This window comes from Phaeobacter italicus (genome assembly GCF_019801785.1).
GTDB lineage: Bacteria > Pseudomonadota > Alphaproteobacteria > Rhodobacterales > Rhodobacteraceae > Phaeobacter > Phaeobacter italicus.
The window spans coordinates 263,892-281,494 of record NZ_JAHVIJ010000004.1; the positions used below are offsets into that span (position 1 = coordinate 263,892).

18 protein-coding genes and 1 tRNA gene are annotated in these 17,603 nt (G+C 59.7%); 9 read left to right on the top strand and 10 right to left on the bottom strand.

The features are described from left to right. Window positions 1-173 precede the first annotated feature (173 nt). From KUV39_RS11525 to rplK, 3 genes are read right to left on the bottom strand one after another with little or no spacing between them, the layout of a single operon-like run. A complete protein-coding gene (locus KUV39_RS11525) occupies window positions 174-1,109 on the bottom strand; it encodes a glycosyltransferase family 2 protein (protein WP_222459818.1) in 936 nt (311 codons plus the stop codon). Between the two features lie 9 nt (window positions 1,110-1,118). Beyond that, window positions 1,119-1,817, bottom strand: coding sequence for a 50S ribosomal protein L1 (gene rplA / locus KUV39_RS11530; RefSeq protein WP_008559557.1), 699 nt, complete (start codon window positions 1,815-1,817; stop codon window positions 1,119-1,121). A gap of 1 nt (window position 1,818) precedes the next feature. Further along, complete coding sequence (rplK, locus tag KUV39_RS11535) at window positions 1,819-2,244, bottom strand: 50S ribosomal protein L11 (protein ID WP_008558913.1); 426 nt, start codon at window positions 2,242-2,244, stop codon at window positions 1,819-1,821. Window positions 2,245-2,522: 278 nt separating this feature from the next. Here rplK and KUV39_RS11540 point away from each other — a divergent pair, with 278 nt between their 5' ends. Continuing rightward, on the top strand, window positions 2,523-2,801 hold the full coding sequence (locus KUV39_RS11540) for a DUF6525 family protein (protein ID WP_222459819.1): 279 nt from the start codon (window positions 2,523-2,525) through the stop codon (window positions 2,799-2,801). A gap of 111 nt (window positions 2,802-2,912) precedes the next feature. Here KUV39_RS11540 and nusG read toward each other — a convergent pair whose 3' ends face one another. Together nusG and secE are read right to left on the bottom strand one after the other, a co-directional pair. Then, window positions 2,913-3,446 (bottom strand): transcription termination/antitermination protein NusG, encoded by a 534-nt coding sequence (nusG, locus tag KUV39_RS11545; RefSeq protein WP_008562981.1) that lies wholly within the window; start codon window positions 3,444-3,446, stop codon window positions 2,913-2,915. 281 nt (window positions 3,447-3,727) lie between these two features. After that, on the bottom strand, window positions 3,728-3,925 hold the full coding sequence (secE, locus tag KUV39_RS11550; protein WP_008560174.1) for a preprotein translocase subunit SecE: 198 nt from the start codon (window positions 3,923-3,925) through the stop codon (window positions 3,728-3,730). 256 nt (window positions 3,926-4,181) lie between these two features. Here secE and KUV39_RS11555 point away from each other — a divergent pair, with 256 nt between their 5' ends. Further along, window positions 4,182-6,374, top strand: coding sequence for an O-linked N-acetylglucosamine transferase, SPINDLY family protein (locus KUV39_RS11555; RefSeq protein ID WP_222459820.1), 2,193 nt, complete (start codon window positions 4,182-4,184; stop codon window positions 6,372-6,374). 123 nt (window positions 6,375-6,497) lie between these two features. Here the strand turns inward: KUV39_RS11555 and KUV39_RS11560 are convergent. Continuing rightward, window positions 6,498-6,573, bottom strand: a tRNA-Trp gene (locus KUV39_RS11560). 169 nt (window positions 6,574-6,742) lie between these two features. Here KUV39_RS11560 and KUV39_RS11565 point away from each other — a divergent pair. Next, window positions 6,743-7,435: a lysophospholipid acyltransferase family protein gene (locus KUV39_RS11565; protein ID WP_008561500.1), complete on the top strand. Its 693-nt coding sequence runs from the start codon at window positions 6,743-6,745 to the stop codon at window positions 7,433-7,435. A gap of 116 nt (window positions 7,436-7,551) precedes the next feature. On the opposite strand, the gene tuf is transcribed toward KUV39_RS11565, so the two are convergent. The 3 genes from tuf to KUV39_RS11580 all read right to left on the bottom strand — a co-directional run bounded on the left by tuf (window position 7,552) and on the right by KUV39_RS11580 (window position 12,054). Beyond that, entirely contained in the window at window positions 7,552-8,727 is a 1,176-nt protein-coding gene (tuf, locus tag KUV39_RS11570; RefSeq protein ID WP_008560197.1) for an elongation factor Tu, read from the bottom strand. Between the two features lie 239 nt (window positions 8,728-8,966). Then, window positions 8,967-9,578 (bottom strand): hypothetical protein, encoded by a 612-nt coding sequence (locus KUV39_RS11575; RefSeq protein WP_222459821.1) that lies wholly within the window; start codon window positions 9,576-9,578, stop codon window positions 8,967-8,969. 127 nt (window positions 9,579-9,705) lie between these two features. Continuing rightward, window positions 9,706-12,054: a DNA topoisomerase IV subunit A gene (locus KUV39_RS11580; RefSeq protein WP_222459822.1), complete on the bottom strand. Its 2,349-nt coding sequence runs from the start codon at window positions 12,052-12,054 to the stop codon at window positions 9,706-9,708. 277 nt (window positions 12,055-12,331) lie between these two features. On the opposite strand from KUV39_RS11580, the gene KUV39_RS11585 reads away from it, so the two are divergent. The 6 genes from KUV39_RS11585 to KUV39_RS11610 all read left to right on the top strand — a co-directional run bounded on the left by KUV39_RS11585 (window position 12,332) and on the right by KUV39_RS11610 (window position 16,702). Beyond that, entirely contained in the window at window positions 12,332-13,009 is a 678-nt protein-coding gene (locus KUV39_RS11585) for an SH3 domain-containing protein (protein WP_008560573.1), read from the top strand. 36 nt (window positions 13,010-13,045) lie between these two features. After that, window positions 13,046-13,876: an SDR family NAD(P)-dependent oxidoreductase gene (locus tag KUV39_RS11590; protein WP_222459823.1), complete on the top strand. Its 831-nt coding sequence runs from the start codon at window positions 13,046-13,048 to the stop codon at window positions 13,874-13,876. 68 nt (window positions 13,877-13,944) lie between these two features. Further along, on the top strand, window positions 13,945-14,151 hold the full coding sequence (locus KUV39_RS11595) for a twin transmembrane helix small protein (RefSeq protein WP_008561088.1): 207 nt from the start codon (window positions 13,945-13,947) through the stop codon (window positions 14,149-14,151). Between the two features lie 3 nt (window positions 14,152-14,154). Continuing rightward, the gene (locus KUV39_RS11600; RefSeq protein ID WP_050674098.1) at window positions 14,155-14,727 is read left to right on the top strand and encodes a cob(I)yrinic acid a,c-diamide adenosyltransferase; all 573 of its coding nucleotides are present in this window, start codon (window positions 14,155-14,157) and stop codon (window positions 14,725-14,727) included. 290 nt (window positions 14,728-15,017) lie between these two features. Continuing rightward, the gene (locus KUV39_RS11605) at window positions 15,018-15,776 is read left to right on the top strand and encodes an electron transfer flavoprotein subunit beta/FixA family protein (protein WP_008562758.1); all 759 of its coding nucleotides are present in this window, start codon (window positions 15,018-15,020) and stop codon (window positions 15,774-15,776) included. After that, window positions 15,776-16,702: an electron transfer flavoprotein subunit alpha/FixB family protein gene (locus tag KUV39_RS11610; protein ID WP_008559149.1), complete on the top strand. Its 927-nt coding sequence runs from the start codon at window positions 15,776-15,778 to the stop codon at window positions 16,700-16,702. Before KUV39_RS11605 ends, KUV39_RS11610 begins: the two co-directional genes overlap by 1 nt. A gap of 71 nt (window positions 16,703-16,773) precedes the next feature. Here the strand turns inward: KUV39_RS11610 and KUV39_RS11615 are convergent, their stop codons facing one another. Beyond that, complete coding sequence (locus KUV39_RS11615) at window positions 16,774-17,586, bottom strand: DUF6473 family protein (RefSeq protein ID WP_222459824.1); 813 nt, start codon at window positions 17,584-17,586, stop codon at window positions 16,774-16,776. Between the last annotated feature and the right edge of the window lie 17 nt (window positions 17,587-17,603).

Consider the following 17,603-nt stretch of genomic DNA (forward strand, 5'->3'; position numbering starts at 1 on the left):
CCCTCGATCGTTTGGTCTTTCCCGTCTCAGGAGGGAAATTAAGACCCGATCGACAGGCCACCCACCATCTTGGACGAAATGAAATAAAGCGCACGACGAATCGCGCGCTTCACTTCGAGGTCGTAGTTAGTCCTATTTCAGCAGTTTTCCAAGGGCAAAAAGGGGCCGACCTGTCAACCATCCGCAAGGTCAAGCGAAAACTGCCGCAAAACCGGCGCATCAAGATCAATCGACAGCGAAAGCGCCACCCCTGCGGCCTCCATCCGGGCCCAGACATCAGGGGTCACGTGATGCAGACGCCGATGCAGATCCAGAAGCCTGTCCTCTGCATCCTCGCACAGGAGCGCCTCGCTGACTTTCTCGGACAAGGGGCCACTGAAACCGCGCGACTGAAGCCGCCAATCCACCTTGCTGCGCCAGGCTGCGAAGTCCAGCCCGATGAAATGGAGCAGATAGGCGCCAGTACCCGCGTCGACCACTTTCTCCGGTAGCCGTTCGCCGGCTGCGTTCTGGGGCCAGTGCTGGCGCAATCTCACATCCGCCAACCCGGCCCGGGTCAGAGATTTGCCTTGCGGATGCCCCACCAACCCCAGTCGGCGCGGACCAAATAGGCCAGCGTCAGCACCATAGACACCGCGCCGGGTCGGGCGACGTTCCATCGGCAGCCGGAATCGGGTGACGGTGCCCCCCTGCCCCGGCCATGCAACAGCCTCCGCCGTCAGGATCCGAACAGCGCTGTCCGTTTCCGTAACATCAGCCAGGAGCGGGTCAAGCCCATTGGGGCCGGGAAAGAGAAACTCATCCGCGTCCACATTCAGAAACCAGCCATCAGAGACCTGCCGGTAAACCCAGGTCAGTGCAGCGTTCTGTCGTTTGGTAAAGCGGGTGCCCTGCGTCAGACCCAGTTCTGCCCAGAAATCGGGCGTGCAGGGGATACAGGTAATCTTGGGATGGTCCCTCAGGACCCCGATCGCAGGGTCCTGAGGATTGTCAAAGAGGAGAAAGAGCCGATCCGCCCCCAGTTCGAGATGCCAGGCCGCAAACCGCAAGGTCGTCGCCAGGCTTTCGTTCAGGATGGCGCCAAGGCGCCAGATCGGCTCTGTCGCCACTGTCGATCCTTACTCGGAGACAGCGGTTTCCACGTTAACGGTCACGCCCGGGCCCATGGTGGAGGACAGAGCGATTTTCTTCATGTAAGCGCCTTTGGCACCCGACGGCTTTGCCTTGGCAACCGCAGAGATGAACGCTTTCACGTTTTCGATCAGCTTGGCTTCGTCGAAGGACGCTTTGCCAACGCCTGCGTGCACAACGCCGCCTTTTTCAGCTTTGAACTGAACTTCGCCGCCTTTGGCTGCTTCCACGGCTGCTTTCACGTCCATGGTCACGGTGCCAACCTTGGGGTTCGGCATCAGGTTGCGCGGGCCAAGCACTTTGCCCAGACGACCGACGATCGGCATCATGTCCGGGGTTGCGATGCAGCGATCAAAGTCGATGTTGCCACCCTGGATGGATTCCATCAGGTCTTCTGCACCAACGATATCTGCGCCAGCCTCTTTCGCTTCGTCAGCCTTGGGGCCACGTGCGAAAACGGCAACACGCATGTCTTTGCCGGTGCCGTTGGGCAGACCAACAACGCCGCGAACCATCTGGTCTGCGTGACGGGTGTCAACGCCCAGGTTCAGAGCGATTTCGACGGTCTCGTCAAACTTGGCGTTGGCATTTGCCTTGATCAGGGCAACAGCTTCTTCCACGGACAGGTTTTCTTTGCCTGCGAAAGCTTCGCGCGCGGCGCGGGTACGTTTACCGAGCTTTGCCATATTACTTCACCTCGATGCCCATGGAGCGGGCAGAGCCCAGGATGATCTGCATTGCCGCGTCGATATCGTTCGCGTTCAGATCTTTCATTTTCGCTTCGGCGATTTCCTTCACCTGAGCAACGGTCACGGTGCCCACGGTTTCACGCGACGGGTTGTTCGCGCCGGATTTCACCTTGGCAGCTTTTTTCAGGTAGTAAGACGCAGGCGGCGTCTTGATGTCCATGGTGAAGGACTTGTCCTGGTAGTAGCTGATCACGGTCGGGCACGGCGCGCCGGGCTCCATTTCCTGCGTCTTGGCGTTGAACGCCTTGCAGAATTCCATGATGTTGATGCCGCGCTGACCCAGTGCCGGACCAACCGGCGGGGACGGGTTTGCCTTACCGGCGGGCACTTGCAGCTTCATTGTGCCAACAAGCTTCTTAGCCATTTGGTGTTCCTTTCAACGAGGACGAAACGCGTTCCGCCCGGAGTATGTTGCGTGGTCAGATTTCAGGGTCGCGACCCGTCGATCTCCCACGAGAGAATCTCGCCCGAAGACGATAGGGGCGGCATTTACAGGGGAATGCGGGGGTTGGCAAGTGGGCGGAGAGGTCACAGTCCGATTGCGACTCGAACCGATTGCAGAATGCAATGTTATCATATAACAAACCTCCGACTCGCGACCCCACCAACTCTGCCGGGGCTACATATTAGAGGAACCCACATATGCCGGGAAATCTGGGCCGGACCAGTCTCAAGCGCTCGCGCAACAGACGCAATCCCATGCAGGATTACGATAACCTTCCCGCAGATTTGCGCAGATGGGTTTCCTCAGCCGCCCTACCCTGGAGTGTGCCGTCAGTTCAGCGAACCTTCAAATCCGCCCTCGCCCGCGCCGGCGATCGAAAACTGGCGCTGAATGAGCTGGACCGGATTGAGCAGAAACTAACCGCAAAGGACATACGAACGATCTGGGGACGCGATCACCCCAATGCATCGCGGTGAGAACCAGCTTGCCTGCAACACGCGGATTGGACGTTCAGGCAGCTACAGGGACAAACAAAAACGCCGCGTTGAACCCAACGCGGCGTTTTGAATTCTGACGGTGGAGAGCAATCAGCCCTGCTTGGTCACCTGAGTGAAGTCCAGTTCCACCGGGGTTTCGCGACCGAAGATGGAGACGGTAACCTTGAGCTTCTGGTTTTCGTCATCGACGCCTTCGACCATGCCATCAAAGTCTTCGAACGGACCGTCGTTGACTTTGACCTTCTCACCAACCTCAAAGGAGATGAGGGTGCGCGGGGCTTCTTCGCCTTCCTGAACACGACCCAGGATGCCCTGCACCTCTGCGTCGCGCATCGGCATCGGGCGGCCCTGCGGGCCGAGGAAGCCAGTCACACGGTTGATCGAGGAAATCAGGTGATATCCGCGGTCGGACATTTCCATGTGCACCAGAACGTAACCCGGCATGAAGCGACGCTCGGTCGAGACCTTTTTGCCGCGACGAATCTCGATCACCTCTTCGGTGGGGACCAGCACTTCGTCGATCTCGTCCTCAAGGCCGTGTTCTGCGACCGAGGTGCGGATCTGCTCTGCGATTTTCTTTTCGAAGTTCGAAAGAACGCTGACCGAATACCACCGTTTCGCCATGAACCTGATCGTCCTTGTGTCTCTTGGGCCGGAAACTCACGGCCACTGCTGAAATCAATTGCAGCCCAAGCTGCGCCTAACGAAAAGCGGCGCGCGACACGAATCGCCACACGCCATCGTCAGAGTTACGGCTGACCTACCGCCCCAGTCGGCCAAGATCAAGAGGCCAGCCAAGATTTGCGGATGCCAAGCCGACGGTTAGATGAACGCCATCCTATCCGCCGTACGACAAGAAAGGCCGGTCTCCCGGCCAATCAATCAAACTGTGCGGTAGGCCGAAATCAGCCGAACATGCCCAGGATACCCTCAAGCCCGAAACGGATCAGGATATCGACGATCGCAAAGAACACGGCAGTCAGCGCCGCCATGACAAACACCATCACGGTGGTCAGCAGCACCTCACGACGGGTCGGCCAAACGACCTTGGAGACTTCTGCGCGGACCTGCTGGATGAACTGGACGGGGTTTGTAGTGGCCATGAGGCGGTTTCTCTCTGCTAGCAATCAGTCTGCGATGTAACCGGAGACTATGGCAATTTCAAGCCCCGCCCCCCGCGGCGCCGCTCTGCCCCGGCATCAGGCCGCGCATCCAACCATCTGACCGCACGTCAAGTTTCGCAGGTCTGATCAATTCTATCTTAATTTTCGAGGGTCATAAACGTTGGCCATGGGGCGCGGGCTCTTCCAGCGCAACGCCGCGACCCCCTATTCGAGCGCGATTATGAGATAGGATTCCATGACCCTCGCACCTACAGATCGACAGGCGAACGACCCGACCAATTCCGGCATCCTGGCCGCTGATCCGCAACGCGATGCGCACACGGCTCCGCCACTGACGATGAAATTGTCTGGCCAGCTCCCCGGCCGCAGCCGCAGCCTGCCACCGCAGGCCGCAAAGGCGCTGGACCCCGATCTGCAGGAGCAGCTGACCGCGCTGTATCAACATGGCCAATACCAGCAGGCCGCGGCACGATGCGCCGAATTGCTGAACACCCACCGCAAATCCGCCTTTCTGTGGGAGCTGCTTGGCCGCTGCCATCTGGCGCAAAACGCGTTGGACGAGGCGGCGACCTGCCTGAACAAAGCCTGCGAACTGCAGCCCACATCCGCAACCACCTTTGCCGCGATGGGCGATGTCTACAAACGCCAGAACCGCGGACAGGATGCACTGGCGCTGTACAAAAAGGCACTCTCGCTTGATCCGGCCTGCCTGCCCGCGCTCAACAACATGGGCAACACCCTGTTGGAACAAGACAAGATTATCGAGGCAGATGAATGCTTTGCCAAGGCGATTGAGCAGGCGCCAGACAACGCGCAGCTTCTGTACAATCGTGCCAACATCCAGCGCCAGCTTGGAAATGTCGACGTTGCCTGCAAGCTGTATGAACAGGCCGCACGCTATGCGCCAAACTTTCTTGAAGCCCGTTATAATCTGGCCCAGATGGCCGGTCAGGCAGGGCGACAGGCCGAGGCGATCCATCATCTGGAGCAGATCCTCGTGGCCCGCCCCGCAGACGACCGCGCGCGGGCGCGCAAGCTGCGGCTGATGGCCGAACTATGTGACTGGCGTTGGATTGACGAATATCAGGCACACCGCCGCAATCTGGGCCTGCGGGGATCCGCCTGCGCGCCGCAGGCGCTGATCGGCCTTGAGGACAACCCAGACCTGCTGCGGATCCGGATGCAGGCCCATGCCCATGCGGCACCGCCTGCTGAACCGGTTCACCTTGCTGCCGCGACAGACAGCCGCCCTGTTCAGCTGCGCATCGGATATTTCGTGAGCTCAGCCCGAGACCGCGACGCGCTGGACCGCCTCGACACGCTGCTGGCCCAGCACGACACCAGCCGTTTTGCGCTATATGCCTATGTGGCAGGCCCCGCACGCGAAGGCTGCGCCCATGTCCACCACCGCGATCTGCGCGGCCTTGCGGCCAGCACCATCCGCACCCAGGCGCAGGCTGACAAGCTGGACATCGCGATTGATCTGACCAGCTTTACCGAAGAGGTAGAGACCCAGGTCTTTGGCGCCCGAATCGCACCTGTGCAGATCGCCCTGCCCGGCTTTCCCGGCACGATGGGGACACTGGCCTATGACTATCTGCTGACCGATGCCGTCACCTGCCCACCCGGCAGCGAGCGTTACTTTGAAGAGCATCTGATCCGGATGCCGCACAGCTACCATGGCAGCATCGAGGCGCCGGATCTTTCTGGTCATCAATTCAGCCGTCGCGATTGTGGCCTGCCTGATGATGGCTTTGTGTTCTGCACATTGGCCCCCAGCCACGCCATCACCCCGCGCGAGTATGACATCTGGATGCGCCTTCTGACCAAAGTGGACGACAGCGTTCTGTGGATGCCCGCCTACCCCACCAAGGCACAGGTGGCCCTGCGCAAAGAGGCCGAAGCGCGTGGTGTCTCTCCCGAGCGGCTGATCTTTGGCCCGGCCTGTGATGGCAGCGAACGCATGGCGCGGGCAAAGGTCGCGGACCTGTTCCTGGATACCTTTACATTGAACGCAGGGCCAACAGCCCGCGAGGCGCTGATTGCAGGGCTGCCGGTTCTGTCGATGGCAGGTCGCCAGTTTGCGGCACGGACCACGGCCAGCCTCCTCACTGCGGCGGGGCTTGGTGAATTGCTCACCACCAGCGAAAAGACGTATGAGGCGCGCGCATTGGAGCTCGCCGAGGATCGTGACCAGCTGATGACGCTGCGCAGCAAACTGCGGCTGATGCAGGCCAAGGCGCCGCTGTTCGACAACAGCCGCTATGCCCGCGATCTGGAACGAGGTTTTGAAATGGCCTTTGCCCGCTGCCTTGAAGGCCTGCCACCGCAGCATATGACAGTTCCGGCCAATACCGCGCCAGATCCCGTGATCCCTGCAGAGTTCGCGCCGGTTCGTGCAGCATCCGGCCCGATCCACGCCGCCTGATAACAGCCATTCGACAACCGTCAGACGCCCCGGTCACGGCTGGGGCGTTGGCACATGACACGCCACACAGATCACCCGACCGCAGGCCACCCATTGCGCGGAAGATCTCGATGTATCAGAAAATGGCAGGGGCAGCAGGGTTCGAACCCGCGACCTACGGTTTTGGAGACCGTCGCTCTACCAACTGAGCTATACCCCTACGGTGCGGCAGTTCCTAAGGCAGAGCTGCGCCACTGGCAAGAGGGAAATCGCAGAAGACGCAGGGTTTTCCGCCAAACAGCTGCTCTGCTCTCGGCTCTGGCTGGCCCCGGTGGCTCTGGTTCAGTATGACAGGGCCAACAGACCTGTCCTGGGAAAGGAAAATCCCCGTGAGCCTGCGCAAAAAGATCGCTGACAGCCCGAAAGTAAACCGTGCCGTTGAGGCGCTCCTGGCAGGCTATGTGCGATTCGCCTTCCGAACCTCACGTTGGACACGCACAGGGTTTGAGGAAATGGACGCCTGCGTGCGTCGGGGCGAGCCGGTGATTTTCGTGCTCTGGCACCAACGGCTGATCATGGCACCTTATCTGTTCGACACGTCCCTGGGCCGCATCTGCGCGCTGACCTCCGCCGCCCGCGCCGGACGACTGGCGGGCCAGATCCTGGTGCGCCTAGGGTTTGAGACCATCCCGATGTCGAGCCACAAGCGCCATGTGGCCTTGTCGCGCGAAGTCCTACGCCGCACAAAGGAGGGATGCTCGATCGGGATCGCGGCTGATGGCCCGCGCGGCCCGGCCCGCATCTCATCCGGCGTGCCAATCACCTGGGCGCGGATGACAGGCTGCCGCGTGTTCACCGTCGCCTTTGCAGAACGTCGCGTGCTGCGCCTGCCCACCTGGGACAAACAGATGCTGCCGCTGCCGTTTTCGCGCGGGGTGCTGATGTGCCGGGAATGGACGGACGAGGTGCCAAAAAAGCCAAGCGACGAGGATTTCGAACTCCTGCGCCAGAGCATTGAAACCTCGCTGGACGATATCACGGATACAGCCGACCGCGCCGTCGGGCAGCCCCTGCGCACGTAAGGCAAAGACAAAGGAGCGCTTTGCCTGGACGGGTTTCTGCCCTGACCTGCAGGCACTGCAAAGAAAAAGGGCGCCCATCGGGCGCCCTTTCTCATCTGATCATTCGCTAGAGCGAATTATTCAGTGATCTTCGACACAACGCCGGCGCCGACGGTGCGGCCGCCTTCGCGGATCGCAAAGCGCAGGCCCTGCTCCATCGCGATCGGGGCGATCAGTTCAACGTCGAACTTCAGGTTGTCGCCCGGCATAACCATCTCGGTGCCTTCCGGCAGGGTCACGGTGCCGGTCACGTCGGTGGTGCGGAAGTAGAACTGCGGACGGTAGTTCGCGAAGAACGGGGTGTGACGACCACCTTCTTCTTTGGTGAGGATGTAGGCCTCAGCTTCGAACTTGGTGTGCGGCTTCACGGAACCCGGCTTACACAGAACCTGACCACGCTCAACGCCGTCACGGTCAACACCACGCAGCAGCGCGCCGATGTTGTCGCCTGCTTCACCACGGTCCAGCAGCTTGCGGAACATTTCAACACCGGTACAGGTGGTGTTGGTGGTGTCACGGATACCAACGATCTCGATCGCGTCGCCAACGTTGATCACGCCGCGCTCAACACGACCGGTCACAACGGTACCACGGCCGGAGATCGAGAACACGTCTTCGATCGGCATCAGGAACGGCTGGTCAACAGCGCGCTCGGGGGTGTCGATGTACTCGTCAACAGCCGCCATCAGTTCCTTGATTTTCTCTTCGCCGATCTCAGGCTTGTTGCCTTCCATCGCCGCCAGAGCGGAACCTGCAACGATCGGGATATCGTCGCCCGGGTAGTCGTAGGAGGACAGCAGTTCACGGATTTCCATTTCGACGAGCTCGAGCAGCTCTTCGTCGTCAACCTGGTCAACCTTGTTCATGAACACGACCATCTTCGGGATGCCAACCTGGCGGCCCAGCAGGATGTGCTCGCGGGTCTGCGGCATCGGGCCGTCAGCTGCGTTCACAACCAGGATCGCGCCGTCCATCTGCGCCGCACCGGTGATCATGTTTTTCACATAGTCAGCGTGGCCGGGGCAGTCGACGTGTGCGTAGTGACGGTCTGCGGTTTCATATTCCACGTGTGCGGTGGAGATGGTGATGCCGCGTGCTTTTTCTTCCGGTGCGCCGTCGATCTGGTCGTAGGCTTTGAAGTCACCGAAGTACTTGGTGATCGCTGCGGTCAGCGTGGTTTTGCCGTGGTCAACGTGGCCGATGGTGCCAATGTTGACGTGCGGTTTTGTACGCTCAAACTTTTCCTTAGCCATTCTGTAGGCGCCCTTTTGAACTGGGGGTCGAAACGTGACCCGGTTTTCCTCTGCGCGCGCGGCTTATTTGGTTTGTGGACGAAAATCAACCCGTTCCTGTGCGTCGGCCCATGATTGATCGGCAACTGCGTGCCATTTGCCAAGAGTTGCGCGTAGATCGCACAAACCAGCGCATGAAACGCAGAAAACCCCGCCTGTGTCCGGCGAGGTTTCTTCAGGAACTGGAGAGAGGCGATGGGCTAGCCCGCAACCTCGTTGGTGGCGTCGGCAGCAGGGGCCGCCCCTGTATCAGGCGCCTCTGCAGTGGTTGACTTGGCATCGAACCAGCCATTTTCCTTGTGCTGTTCGACCATCCAGTCTTCGATCTGACCGATAGCATTGCGCGCCAGTCCCAGGATCTGCTCTTCGCGGGTGCGCGCATGTCCCGACCCCACCAGGAAGCTGTCCGCAGTGGTTGTTTCAAAGACGGTGAATTTCTTCACCTCCTGGTTCAGCTTGGAGCCTGCGGCGTCATCCCAGACCGTCACATTGATGGCCAGAACCGATTTCGGGCTCAGCACCAGAGGAACGCCGCCCGGAGCGACAAAGTAGCCTTCGACACTGATACCGAAATGATAGAGCTGATCGCCGTCATATTGGCTGAAGCGGGCGTCCACCTCGTTCTTCAGCGCGTCGATCCATTCCTCCTGCGACACCTCACGCGAGCCGGGCACCATCTGCACCTTGGACGCGATCACGATATTATGGCCCAGCTTGAAGGCGCCCAGATCCTCGAGAGGTTCATCCGGAGCAGCCGCTGTGCAGGCAGCAAGAGTGACCAGGGCGGCCAGAAGGGCAAAAATGCGGATCATGACAGTCTCATTGTGAAAAACATCTGCTCCCAGATAGCCGCCCGGCCCGGCAGCGGTAAAGACATACCGTCCAAGGCCGGGGACCGGGTGGCGCTGAGGTCACAGGTCACAGGGCGCAATGAGCGCCCTATTTGAATTTATAGTTCCGCGGGAAACCATGCGGAGGCCGTTTGCCGACGCTTGCACGCTTGCCAAGCCATTCGGTCAGGTCTCCCTCGTGGCGGGTCTTGCCACCGCCCATTTCCCACTTGAGCCCCTCATCCCAGTTGAATGTGGTGATGTCGCTCAGCCCACCGTCCAGTTCCAGCGCGCCCTGTTTGCCGCGGGCCATATTGTATTTCTGCAGGCGAACCCCCTTGCCACGGCTCAGCTCGGGCATTTCTTCAACAGAGAAGACCAGGAACTTGCCGTTTTCAGAGACCACCGCAACGTGGTCGCCCTCTACCGGGATGCAGATCTTGGCCTTGTCGTCATCCTTGACGTTCAGAACCTGCTTGCCGCTGCGGGTCTGGGCCACGATGTCTTTTTCCGCACAGATAAAGCCATTGCCCGCATCCGAGGCAACCAACAGCCTGCCATCGGGGTTGTGGATGAGGATATCAACGATTTCGACTTCGTTCGGCAGATCGACCATCAGGCGCAGGGGCTCGCCCATGCCACGCCCGCCGGGCAGGTTGGCCGCAGAGACGGTGTAAAAACGGCCGTTTGAGCCAAACACCAGCAGACGATCGGTGGTTTCCGCATGGAAGATGAAGCGCGGGCCATCCCCATCTTTGAACTTCAGCTCGCGGTTCAGGTCGATGTGGCCGGTCATTGCGCGGATCCAGCCCATCTGCGAACACACCACGGTGATCGGCTCTCGGTCGATCATTGCCTCCAGCGGCACGTCTTCCACTTCGCCTGCTTCGGCAAAACGGGTGCGACGGGCGCCACCAGCATAATCCTTGCCGAACTGCTTCTTGGTGTCCTTGAGCTGTTCGGTGATCCGGGACCACTGCAGCTCTTCGGATCCCAGCAGCTCAACCAGGCCCGCGCGTTCCTCACGCAGCGCGTCGCGTTCGCGGGTCAGCTCGATCTCTTCCAGACGGCGCAGACTGCGCAGGCGCATATTCAGAATCGCTTCGGCCTGGACCTCTGTCAGCTCTCCCACACCCTCGTCCGGCGAGACATATTCCGCCTCGCTGTAGGCACGCGGGTGATCGCGATCCCAGTCCTCGCGCATCAACGCTGCCTTGGGGTCGTCATCATAGCGGATGATATCGATCACACGGTCCAGATTGAGGAAGGCAATGATGAAGCCTTCCAGAACCTCCAGACGGTGGTCGATCTTGTCCATCCGGTGCTGCGACCGACGTTGCAGGACGTCACGACGATGGTCGAGGAAGGCACGCAGCACTTCCTTCATCGAGCAGACCTTTGGGGTCACACCATCGATCAGCACGTTCATATTGAGGCTGAACCGCACTTCGAGATCCGAGTTGCGGAACATCATGTTCATCAGAACCTCAGGGTCCACATTCTTGGACTTGGGTTCCAGGATGATGCGGATGTCGTCAGCCGATTCGTCACGCACATCAGCAAGGATCGGCACCTTTTTGGTCTGGATCAGCTCTGCGATCTTTTCGATCAGCTTGGATTTCTGAACCTGGTAAGGGATCTCGGTGACGACAATCTGCCACTGGCCGCGGCCCAGGTCCTCGACTTCGTGCTGGCACCGCAGACGGAAAGAACCGCGGCCGGTGCTGTAGGCCTTGGCGATGTTTTCCTTGGGCTCGACGATGATGCCACCGGTCGGAAAATCCGGCCCCGGAACATAGTTCAGCAGCGTATCATCGCGTGCATCCGGCGTGCGGATCAGATGGATACAGGCGTCGATCAATTCAGCGATGTTATGCGGCGGGATGTTGGTCGCCATCCCGACGGCGATGCCCGATGCACCATTGGCCAGAATATTTGGGAAAGTCGCCGGCAGAACCGCGGGTTCTGTCAGACGGCCATCATAGTTGTCACGGAAATCAACCGCGTTTTCATTCAGCCCTTCCAGCATCGCCTCGGCGATGAAGGTCATCCGCGCTTCGGTATAGCGCGAGGCCGCCGGGTTATCGCCGTCGATATTGCCAAAGTTGCCCTGACCATCGACCAGCGGGTAGCGGACGTTAAAGTCCTGGGCGAGGCGCGCCATGGCATCATAGATCGCCGCATCGCCGTGGGGGTGGAAATCCCCCATCGTGTCGCCGGAAATCTTGGCCGATTTGAGAAAGCCGCCGGACGAACTCAGCCGCAGGCGATTCATCGCATAGAGAATTCGACGGTGCACCGGTTTCAAACCATCGCGCGCATCGGGCAGCGCCCGGTGCATGATGGTGCTGAGCGCATAGGTCAGATACCGCTCGCCAATGGCGCGGCGCAGCGGCTCCAGCACTTCTCCAGATGCGGGGGAATCGGGGGTGTCTTGATCATCTACCAGGTCGGTCATGCATTTGTGATACTGCCCCCTCTGGCCTTGGTAAAGCAGGGCTGACCGAAAATGCGCAGTTACCCCCAGCATTCGCACGCACCAAGGGCCCAGCCATGCCCTCTCACCCGTTGGGGGAGAAACCGCCGGGAACTCCCCTACCGAAATTACGCCAAATAGCGTACAGTAATTTGGCCGGAACATTCTGGGGTGCAGATGCGTATTACCTGCACACGGCCATTGGCCATCTGTCTTGAATTTGTTGTGTTTTATCCGGCTATCCTGGGGGGGATGTAAAATGTCACGTTTCGTCGTCGCATCGTTTTTGTTTCTTGGTTGGGGTTTTTACGAGGCCAGCGGCGGCGCTGATTTTGAACCACCCAAAGGACCATCCGCTGCATTGGATGTTGCGGATGCCATGTTTGGCCAGGACGATACTCCGTCGCGGGCCACTCCGGTCACAGCAGAATCATTGGTAAGCAAGGTCGCGCTGCGGGTGGATTCCGCAACCTCGGCGACCAAAACCGAACGCCCACTCGCAGATCCGAGCCTGCGCAAGCGCGTCGCGATGGAGCAGATCGCAGCGGTCGGGAACAGTTTCACCGATTCTGACACGGCTTTCTCGGTTGGTGCAGCGTCGCAAGCGGATGACCAGCAGGCCACCGTGCAGCTTGCATCGCTTTCCAACGGCCTTTCGGGGCTGTCTGATGCAACCCCGGAGGCCGAACTGATCACCGCTGCCGCAGTGGTCGATGAGATCGAAGACCCAAAGGCAGACATTCGCTCTGTCACCGCGACGCGGGTGAACATGCGTTCCGGTCCCGGCACGGTCTATCCCGTTCTTGACCAGCTGACCAACGGCGCAGAGGTTCAGGTGATTGAAGACATCGGCACCGGTTGGCTGCACCTGCGCACTGTTGAAGGGGGAAAAGTTGGCTGGATTGCCGCTTCCCTGATCAGCAAGAAAGGCTCATAAAGCGCGGTTAGGGCTTACCTGACGCGCGAGGGCATCATGCAAAAAACGATCCTGATTACAGGCTGTTCCTCCGGGATCGGCCTGGATGCTGCGCACGGAATGCGCGCGAAAGGCTGGACCGTATTTGCAAGCTGCCGCAAACAGGCCGACTGCGACCGTCTGCGGGCCCAAGGGTTTATCAGCCCACGAATGGACTATACCGACCCCGACAGCCTGCAAAATGGGCTCGCGGAGGTGCTGGCGCACACCGGTGGCACGCTGGATGTGCTGTTCAACAACGGGGCGCATGGGCTGCCCGGCGCAGTAGAAGATGTGTCGACCGACGGGCTGCGGGCCATTTTCGAATCAAACGTATTTGGCTGGCACGAGCTGACACGCCTTGTGATCCCCGTCATGCGCGCCCAAGGACACGGTCGCATTGTGCAGAATTCCTCTATTCTCGGGTTCGTCGCCTTTCCGTGGCGCGGCGCATATGTGGCAACCAAACATGCCATCGAAGGCCTGAGCGACACATTGCGCATCGAATTGCGGGACAGCGGAATCAAGGTCATTCTGATCGAACCGGGCCCTGTGACATCCAAGATTCGCGAAAAGGCGATCCCCCATTTCGAGAGATACGTGGATTGGGAAAATTCGGCCCTGCGTGATCGCTACGAATCGAACCTGCTAAAGCGCCTGTACGAGAGCAAAGGGCCGGACACCTTTGAACTGCCCGCCTCCGCCGTGACAGCAAAGCTCCTTCATGCCTGCGAAAGCCCACGTCCGCGTCCGCGCTACTATGTCACCGTACCGACCCACATCGGCGGTGTGCTAAAACGCATTCTGACAACGCGCGCGATTGACCGCATCCTTGCGCGCCTTAGATAGCTTACTCGCAGCGCGGCCTGCCATGGGGGCATTCGCCTGCTGCACCGACAGACAAGGAACATGAGAAGATGAGTGATCCGCTCCACATTCTGGCGATCCTCGCGATTGCGGCCACCGTTATCGTGCTCGCCATCGGCATTGGCGGCTTTGGCGCAGGCGGGGCTTTCAATGCGAAATACGGAAACAAGATGATGCGCCTGCGTATTCTGTTTCAGTTCATCGCGGTCGTGCTGTTTCTGGGGTATCTCTATCTTCGTAACCAGGGAGGCCAGTAAGACGTGGTCGTACTGAACAAGATCTACACCCGGACCGGCGACAAGGGGGATACCGCGCTAGGCAATGGTGAGCGGGTCGCCAAGCATTCTGCGCGCGTCAATGCCTACGGCACATCTGACGAACTGAATGCCTTTGTTGGTGTCGCGCGGCTGGAAGCCCAAGGCGACATGGACGACGCCCTTGCCCGCATCCAGAATGACCTGTTCGATCTTGGCGCGGATCTGTGCCGGCCCGACATGGACAAGGATGCAACCGCCGAATATCCGCCCCTGCGGATGGCGTCCTCACAGGTCGAGCGGCTGGAAGCAGAAATCGACACGATGAACGCCAACCTGGCGCCCCTTCGCAGTTTCGTGCTGCCCGGCGGCTCTGCCCTGTCGGCGCATCTGCATGTCTGTCGCACAGTGGCCCGGCGCGCCGAACGCCTGGCAACGGAATTGGCCACACTCGAAGACATCAACCCCGCTGCGGTCACGTATCTCAACCGTTTGTCGGACTGGTTTTTTGTTGCTTCGCGTGCGGCCAACGACGATGGCGCCCGCGATGTCCTGTGGGTGCCCGGCGCAAATCGCTGAGACCAACGTTTCTGCATGGCTTGATTGACGCGGCACAACGCCGCGTCAACGATTCCCGGAGGATGCAGTTGCAGCATCCCGCCCGGCATTGTTTCCCCAGCGACAGCTGAACATGAGAGCGGAAACATTCCTGCAAAAGTGATCCGACATTTGTTCAGACGCGACGTCGGTGGACGGTAACGTGACGATTTTGCCCTGTTGCGGGTCATTCTTAGCCGTTATCAACATCGCGAGAGCATGGAGGAGAGTCGCCCCGGCGGCTTACCGTTTGTCTAAGGAGAGAACGCAAAATGAAGGTGCTTGTGCCCGTCAAACGCGTGATTGACTACAACGTGAAGGTCCGCGTGAAAGCGGACGGCAGCGGTGTCGATCTCGCCAACGTAAAGATGTCGATGAACCCCTTCGACGAAATCGCCGTCGAAGAGGCCATCCGTCTCAAAGAAGCCGGCAAAGCAGATGAGATCGTTGTTGTCTCCATCGGCGTGAAGCAGGCGCAGGAAACTCTGCGGACCGCTCTGGCCATGGGCGCAGACCGCGCGATCCTGGTTGTTGCAGCCGACGACGTTCACACCGACATCGAGCCGCTGGCCGTTGCGAAAATCCTGGCCAAAGTGGTCGAGGAAGAGCAGCCCGGTCTGGTTCTGGCCGGCAAACAGGCGATCGACAACGACATGAACGCAACCGGTCAGATGCTGTCGGCGCTCTTGGGTTGGTCCCAGGGCACCTTTGCCTCTGAGCTGGACATCGACGGCGACAACGCTGTTGTGACCCGCGAAGTGGACGGCGGTCTGCAGACCATCAAAGTGAAGATGCCTGCCATCGTCACCGTGGACCTGCGCCTGAACGAGCCGCGCTATGCGTCGCTGCCGAACATCATGAAGGCCAAGAAAAAGCCGCTGGACGAGAAAACCGCTGACGACTACGGCGTCGACGTCTCCCCGCGTCTGGAAATCATTTCCACCACCGAACCTGCTGCCCGTGCCGCTGGTATCATCGTGGGCTCTGTGGACGAGCTGGTTGGGAAACTCAAAGAAGCGGGGGCTGTATAATGGCTGTTCTTCTCCTTGCCGAAGTGACCGATGGCGCCCTGGCGCTGGACGCAACCGCAAAAGCCGTAACCGCGGCTGCGAAACTGGGCGACGTGACTGTCCTTGCCGCTGGTGCATCCGCAGCAGCCGCTGGCGAAGAAGCCGCCAAGATCGCTGGCGTTGCCAAGGTTCTGGTCGCAGAAGATGCGTCCCTGGGTCACCGCCTGGCAGAGCCGACCGCTGCGCTGATCGCGTCGCTTGCCTCTGACTACGAGCACATCGTTGCACCGGCGACCACCGATGCAAAAAACGTTCTGCCCCGCGTTGCGGCGCTGTTGGACGTGATGGTGATTTCGGACGTGTCCGGCGTTGTCGATGGCAACACCTTCGAGCGCCCGATCTACGCAGGCAACGCGGTTCAGACCGTGAAGTCGAACGACGCGAAAAAGGTCATCTCCTTCCGGACCTCCACCTTTGACGCGGCTGGCGACGGCGGCTCTGCATCTGTGGAAACTATCTCTGCTGCTGAAAACCCCGGCCTGTCCGAGTGGGTTGAGGACAAGGTTGCCGCGAGCGATCGTCCTGAGCTGACCTCTGCTGGTGTGGTTGTTTCCGGTGGCCGTGGCGTCGGTTCCGAAGAAGACTTCAAACTGATCGAAGGTCTGGCAGACAAGCTGGGCGCGGCTGTTGGCGCATCGCGTGCCGCCGTGGACTCCGGCTATGCCCCGAACGACTGGCAGGTTGGCCAGACCGGTAAGGTTGTCGCTCCTGAGCTCTATGTTGCGATCGGCATCTCCGGTGCGATCCAGCACCTCGCGGGTATGAAAGACTCCAAGATCATCGTCGCGATCAACAAAGACGAAGAAGCACCGATCTTCCAGGTTGCTGACTACGGTCTGGTTGCCGATCTGTTCGACGCCGTTCCCGAGCTGATGGAAAAGCTGTAAGCACAGCTTTCTTTCAAACACGAAAGCCCGCAACATCCGTTGCGGGCTTTTTTCGTTTCAGGCTGGTCTTCTCAACTGTTCTGGAAATAGCGCACCAGCTCTGCGGCGATGCGCTGATGTTCCTTCGGGCCAATCATGCGCTGCGCCGACGCCAGATCCATCTGGCCGTAGAACATTCCCTCGATATCAGCGGCCTCTCGTGCGGTGTGCACGGGGATTTCGATCACCCCGTCCACCTGTGCCCGCAGGGAATCGACCATCGGGCGATCCACCAGCGCGGGTTCATGACCAAAGAGCGACTGCTGATCGAGATCGTATTGTACCCACAACAGGGCCACATTGCCCTCTATCTCTGCAATCAGCTCTCCCATGCGATCGATCCAGGTGCTTTGCAGATGATCCCGCACGGTTTCGTAACGGGTTTTGCAGCAGGATCTCAGGGCCCCAAGGAGGTGTTTGTTGAAATGGTATTCCGTGAAGTCGATCTCAGGATAGAGCTCTCGCAAGGGGGCGTGCGCGCACAGGAACCTGTCGTTGCGGCGCGGGTGAACCTTGTAATAGCCGTTGGAGATATTCTGAGCCCCAAGCACCTGCAAAACAGTCGTTTCAGCCCCATGCGCGATCCCAAGCAGGGCATCGTCGCTCAGAAAGCTGTCAACGCCTGCATTGACGCTGCCAAGATTGACACAGGTCTGCCCCAACTGCGCCTCGGCCTCGGCCACAAATGGCACCTCGACAAAGCGGCCAAAGACCTCTGTCCCGCCGATAAATGCCAGATATGGTTCAGTCAGATCCCGCGCTGGTCCCCTGACCAGCAGTTTCGAGCCCGCATAGCTGCACGGCTCGCCCGCAAGCGCGGTTGCGCTCTTGAGTTCGTAGCTCATGGTACCCACCAATTTTC

Coding starts and splice junctions, on each gene's coding strand:
- rplA (WP_008559557.1), bottom strand. CDS start 1,817: ATGGCAAAGCTCGGTAAACGTACCCGCGCCGCGCGCGAAGCTTTCGCA.
- rplK (WP_008558913.1), bottom strand. CDS start 2,244: ATGGCTAAGAAGCTTGTTGGCACAATGAAGCTGCAAGTGCCCGCCGGT.
- KUV39_RS11540 (WP_222459819.1), top strand. CDS start 2,523: ATGCCGGGAAATCTGGGCCGGACCAGTCTCAAGCGCTCGCGCAACAGA.
- nusG (WP_008562981.1), bottom strand. CDS start 3,446: ATGGCGAAACGGTGGTATTCGGTCAGCGTTCTTTCGAACTTCGAAAAG.
- secE (WP_008560174.1), bottom strand. CDS start 3,925: ATGGCCACTACAAACCCCGTCCAGTTCATCCAGCAGGTCCGCGCAGAA.
- KUV39_RS11555 (WP_222459820.1), top strand. CDS start 4,182: ATGACCCTCGCACCTACAGATCGACAGGCGAACGACCCGACCAATTCC.
- tuf (WP_008560197.1), bottom strand. CDS start 8,727: ATGGCTAAGGAAAAGTTTGAGCGTACAAAACCGCACGTCAACATTGGC.
- KUV39_RS11575 (WP_222459821.1), bottom strand. CDS start 9,578: ATGATCCGCATTTTTGCCCTTCTGGCCGCCCTGGTCACTCTTGCTGCC.
- KUV39_RS11580 (WP_222459822.1), bottom strand. CDS start 12,054: ATGACCGACCTGGTAGATGATCAAGACACCCCCGATTCCCCCGCATCT.
- KUV39_RS11585 (WP_008560573.1), top strand. CDS start 12,332: ATGTCACGTTTCGTCGTCGCATCGTTTTTGTTTCTTGGTTGGGGTTTT.
- KUV39_RS11590 (WP_222459823.1), top strand. CDS start 13,046: ATGCAAAAAACGATCCTGATTACAGGCTGTTCCTCCGGGATCGGCCTG.
- KUV39_RS11595 (WP_008561088.1), top strand. CDS start 13,945: ATGAGTGATCCGCTCCACATTCTGGCGATCCTCGCGATTGCGGCCACC.
- KUV39_RS11605 (WP_008562758.1), top strand. CDS start 15,018: ATGAAGGTGCTTGTGCCCGTCAAACGCGTGATTGACTACAACGTGAAG.
- KUV39_RS11610 (WP_008559149.1), top strand. CDS start 15,776: ATGGCTGTTCTTCTCCTTGCCGAAGTGACCGATGGCGCCCTGGCGCTG.
- KUV39_RS11615 (WP_222459824.1), bottom strand. CDS start 17,586: ATGAGCTACGAACTCAAGAGCGCAACCGCGCTTGCGGGCGAGCCGTGC.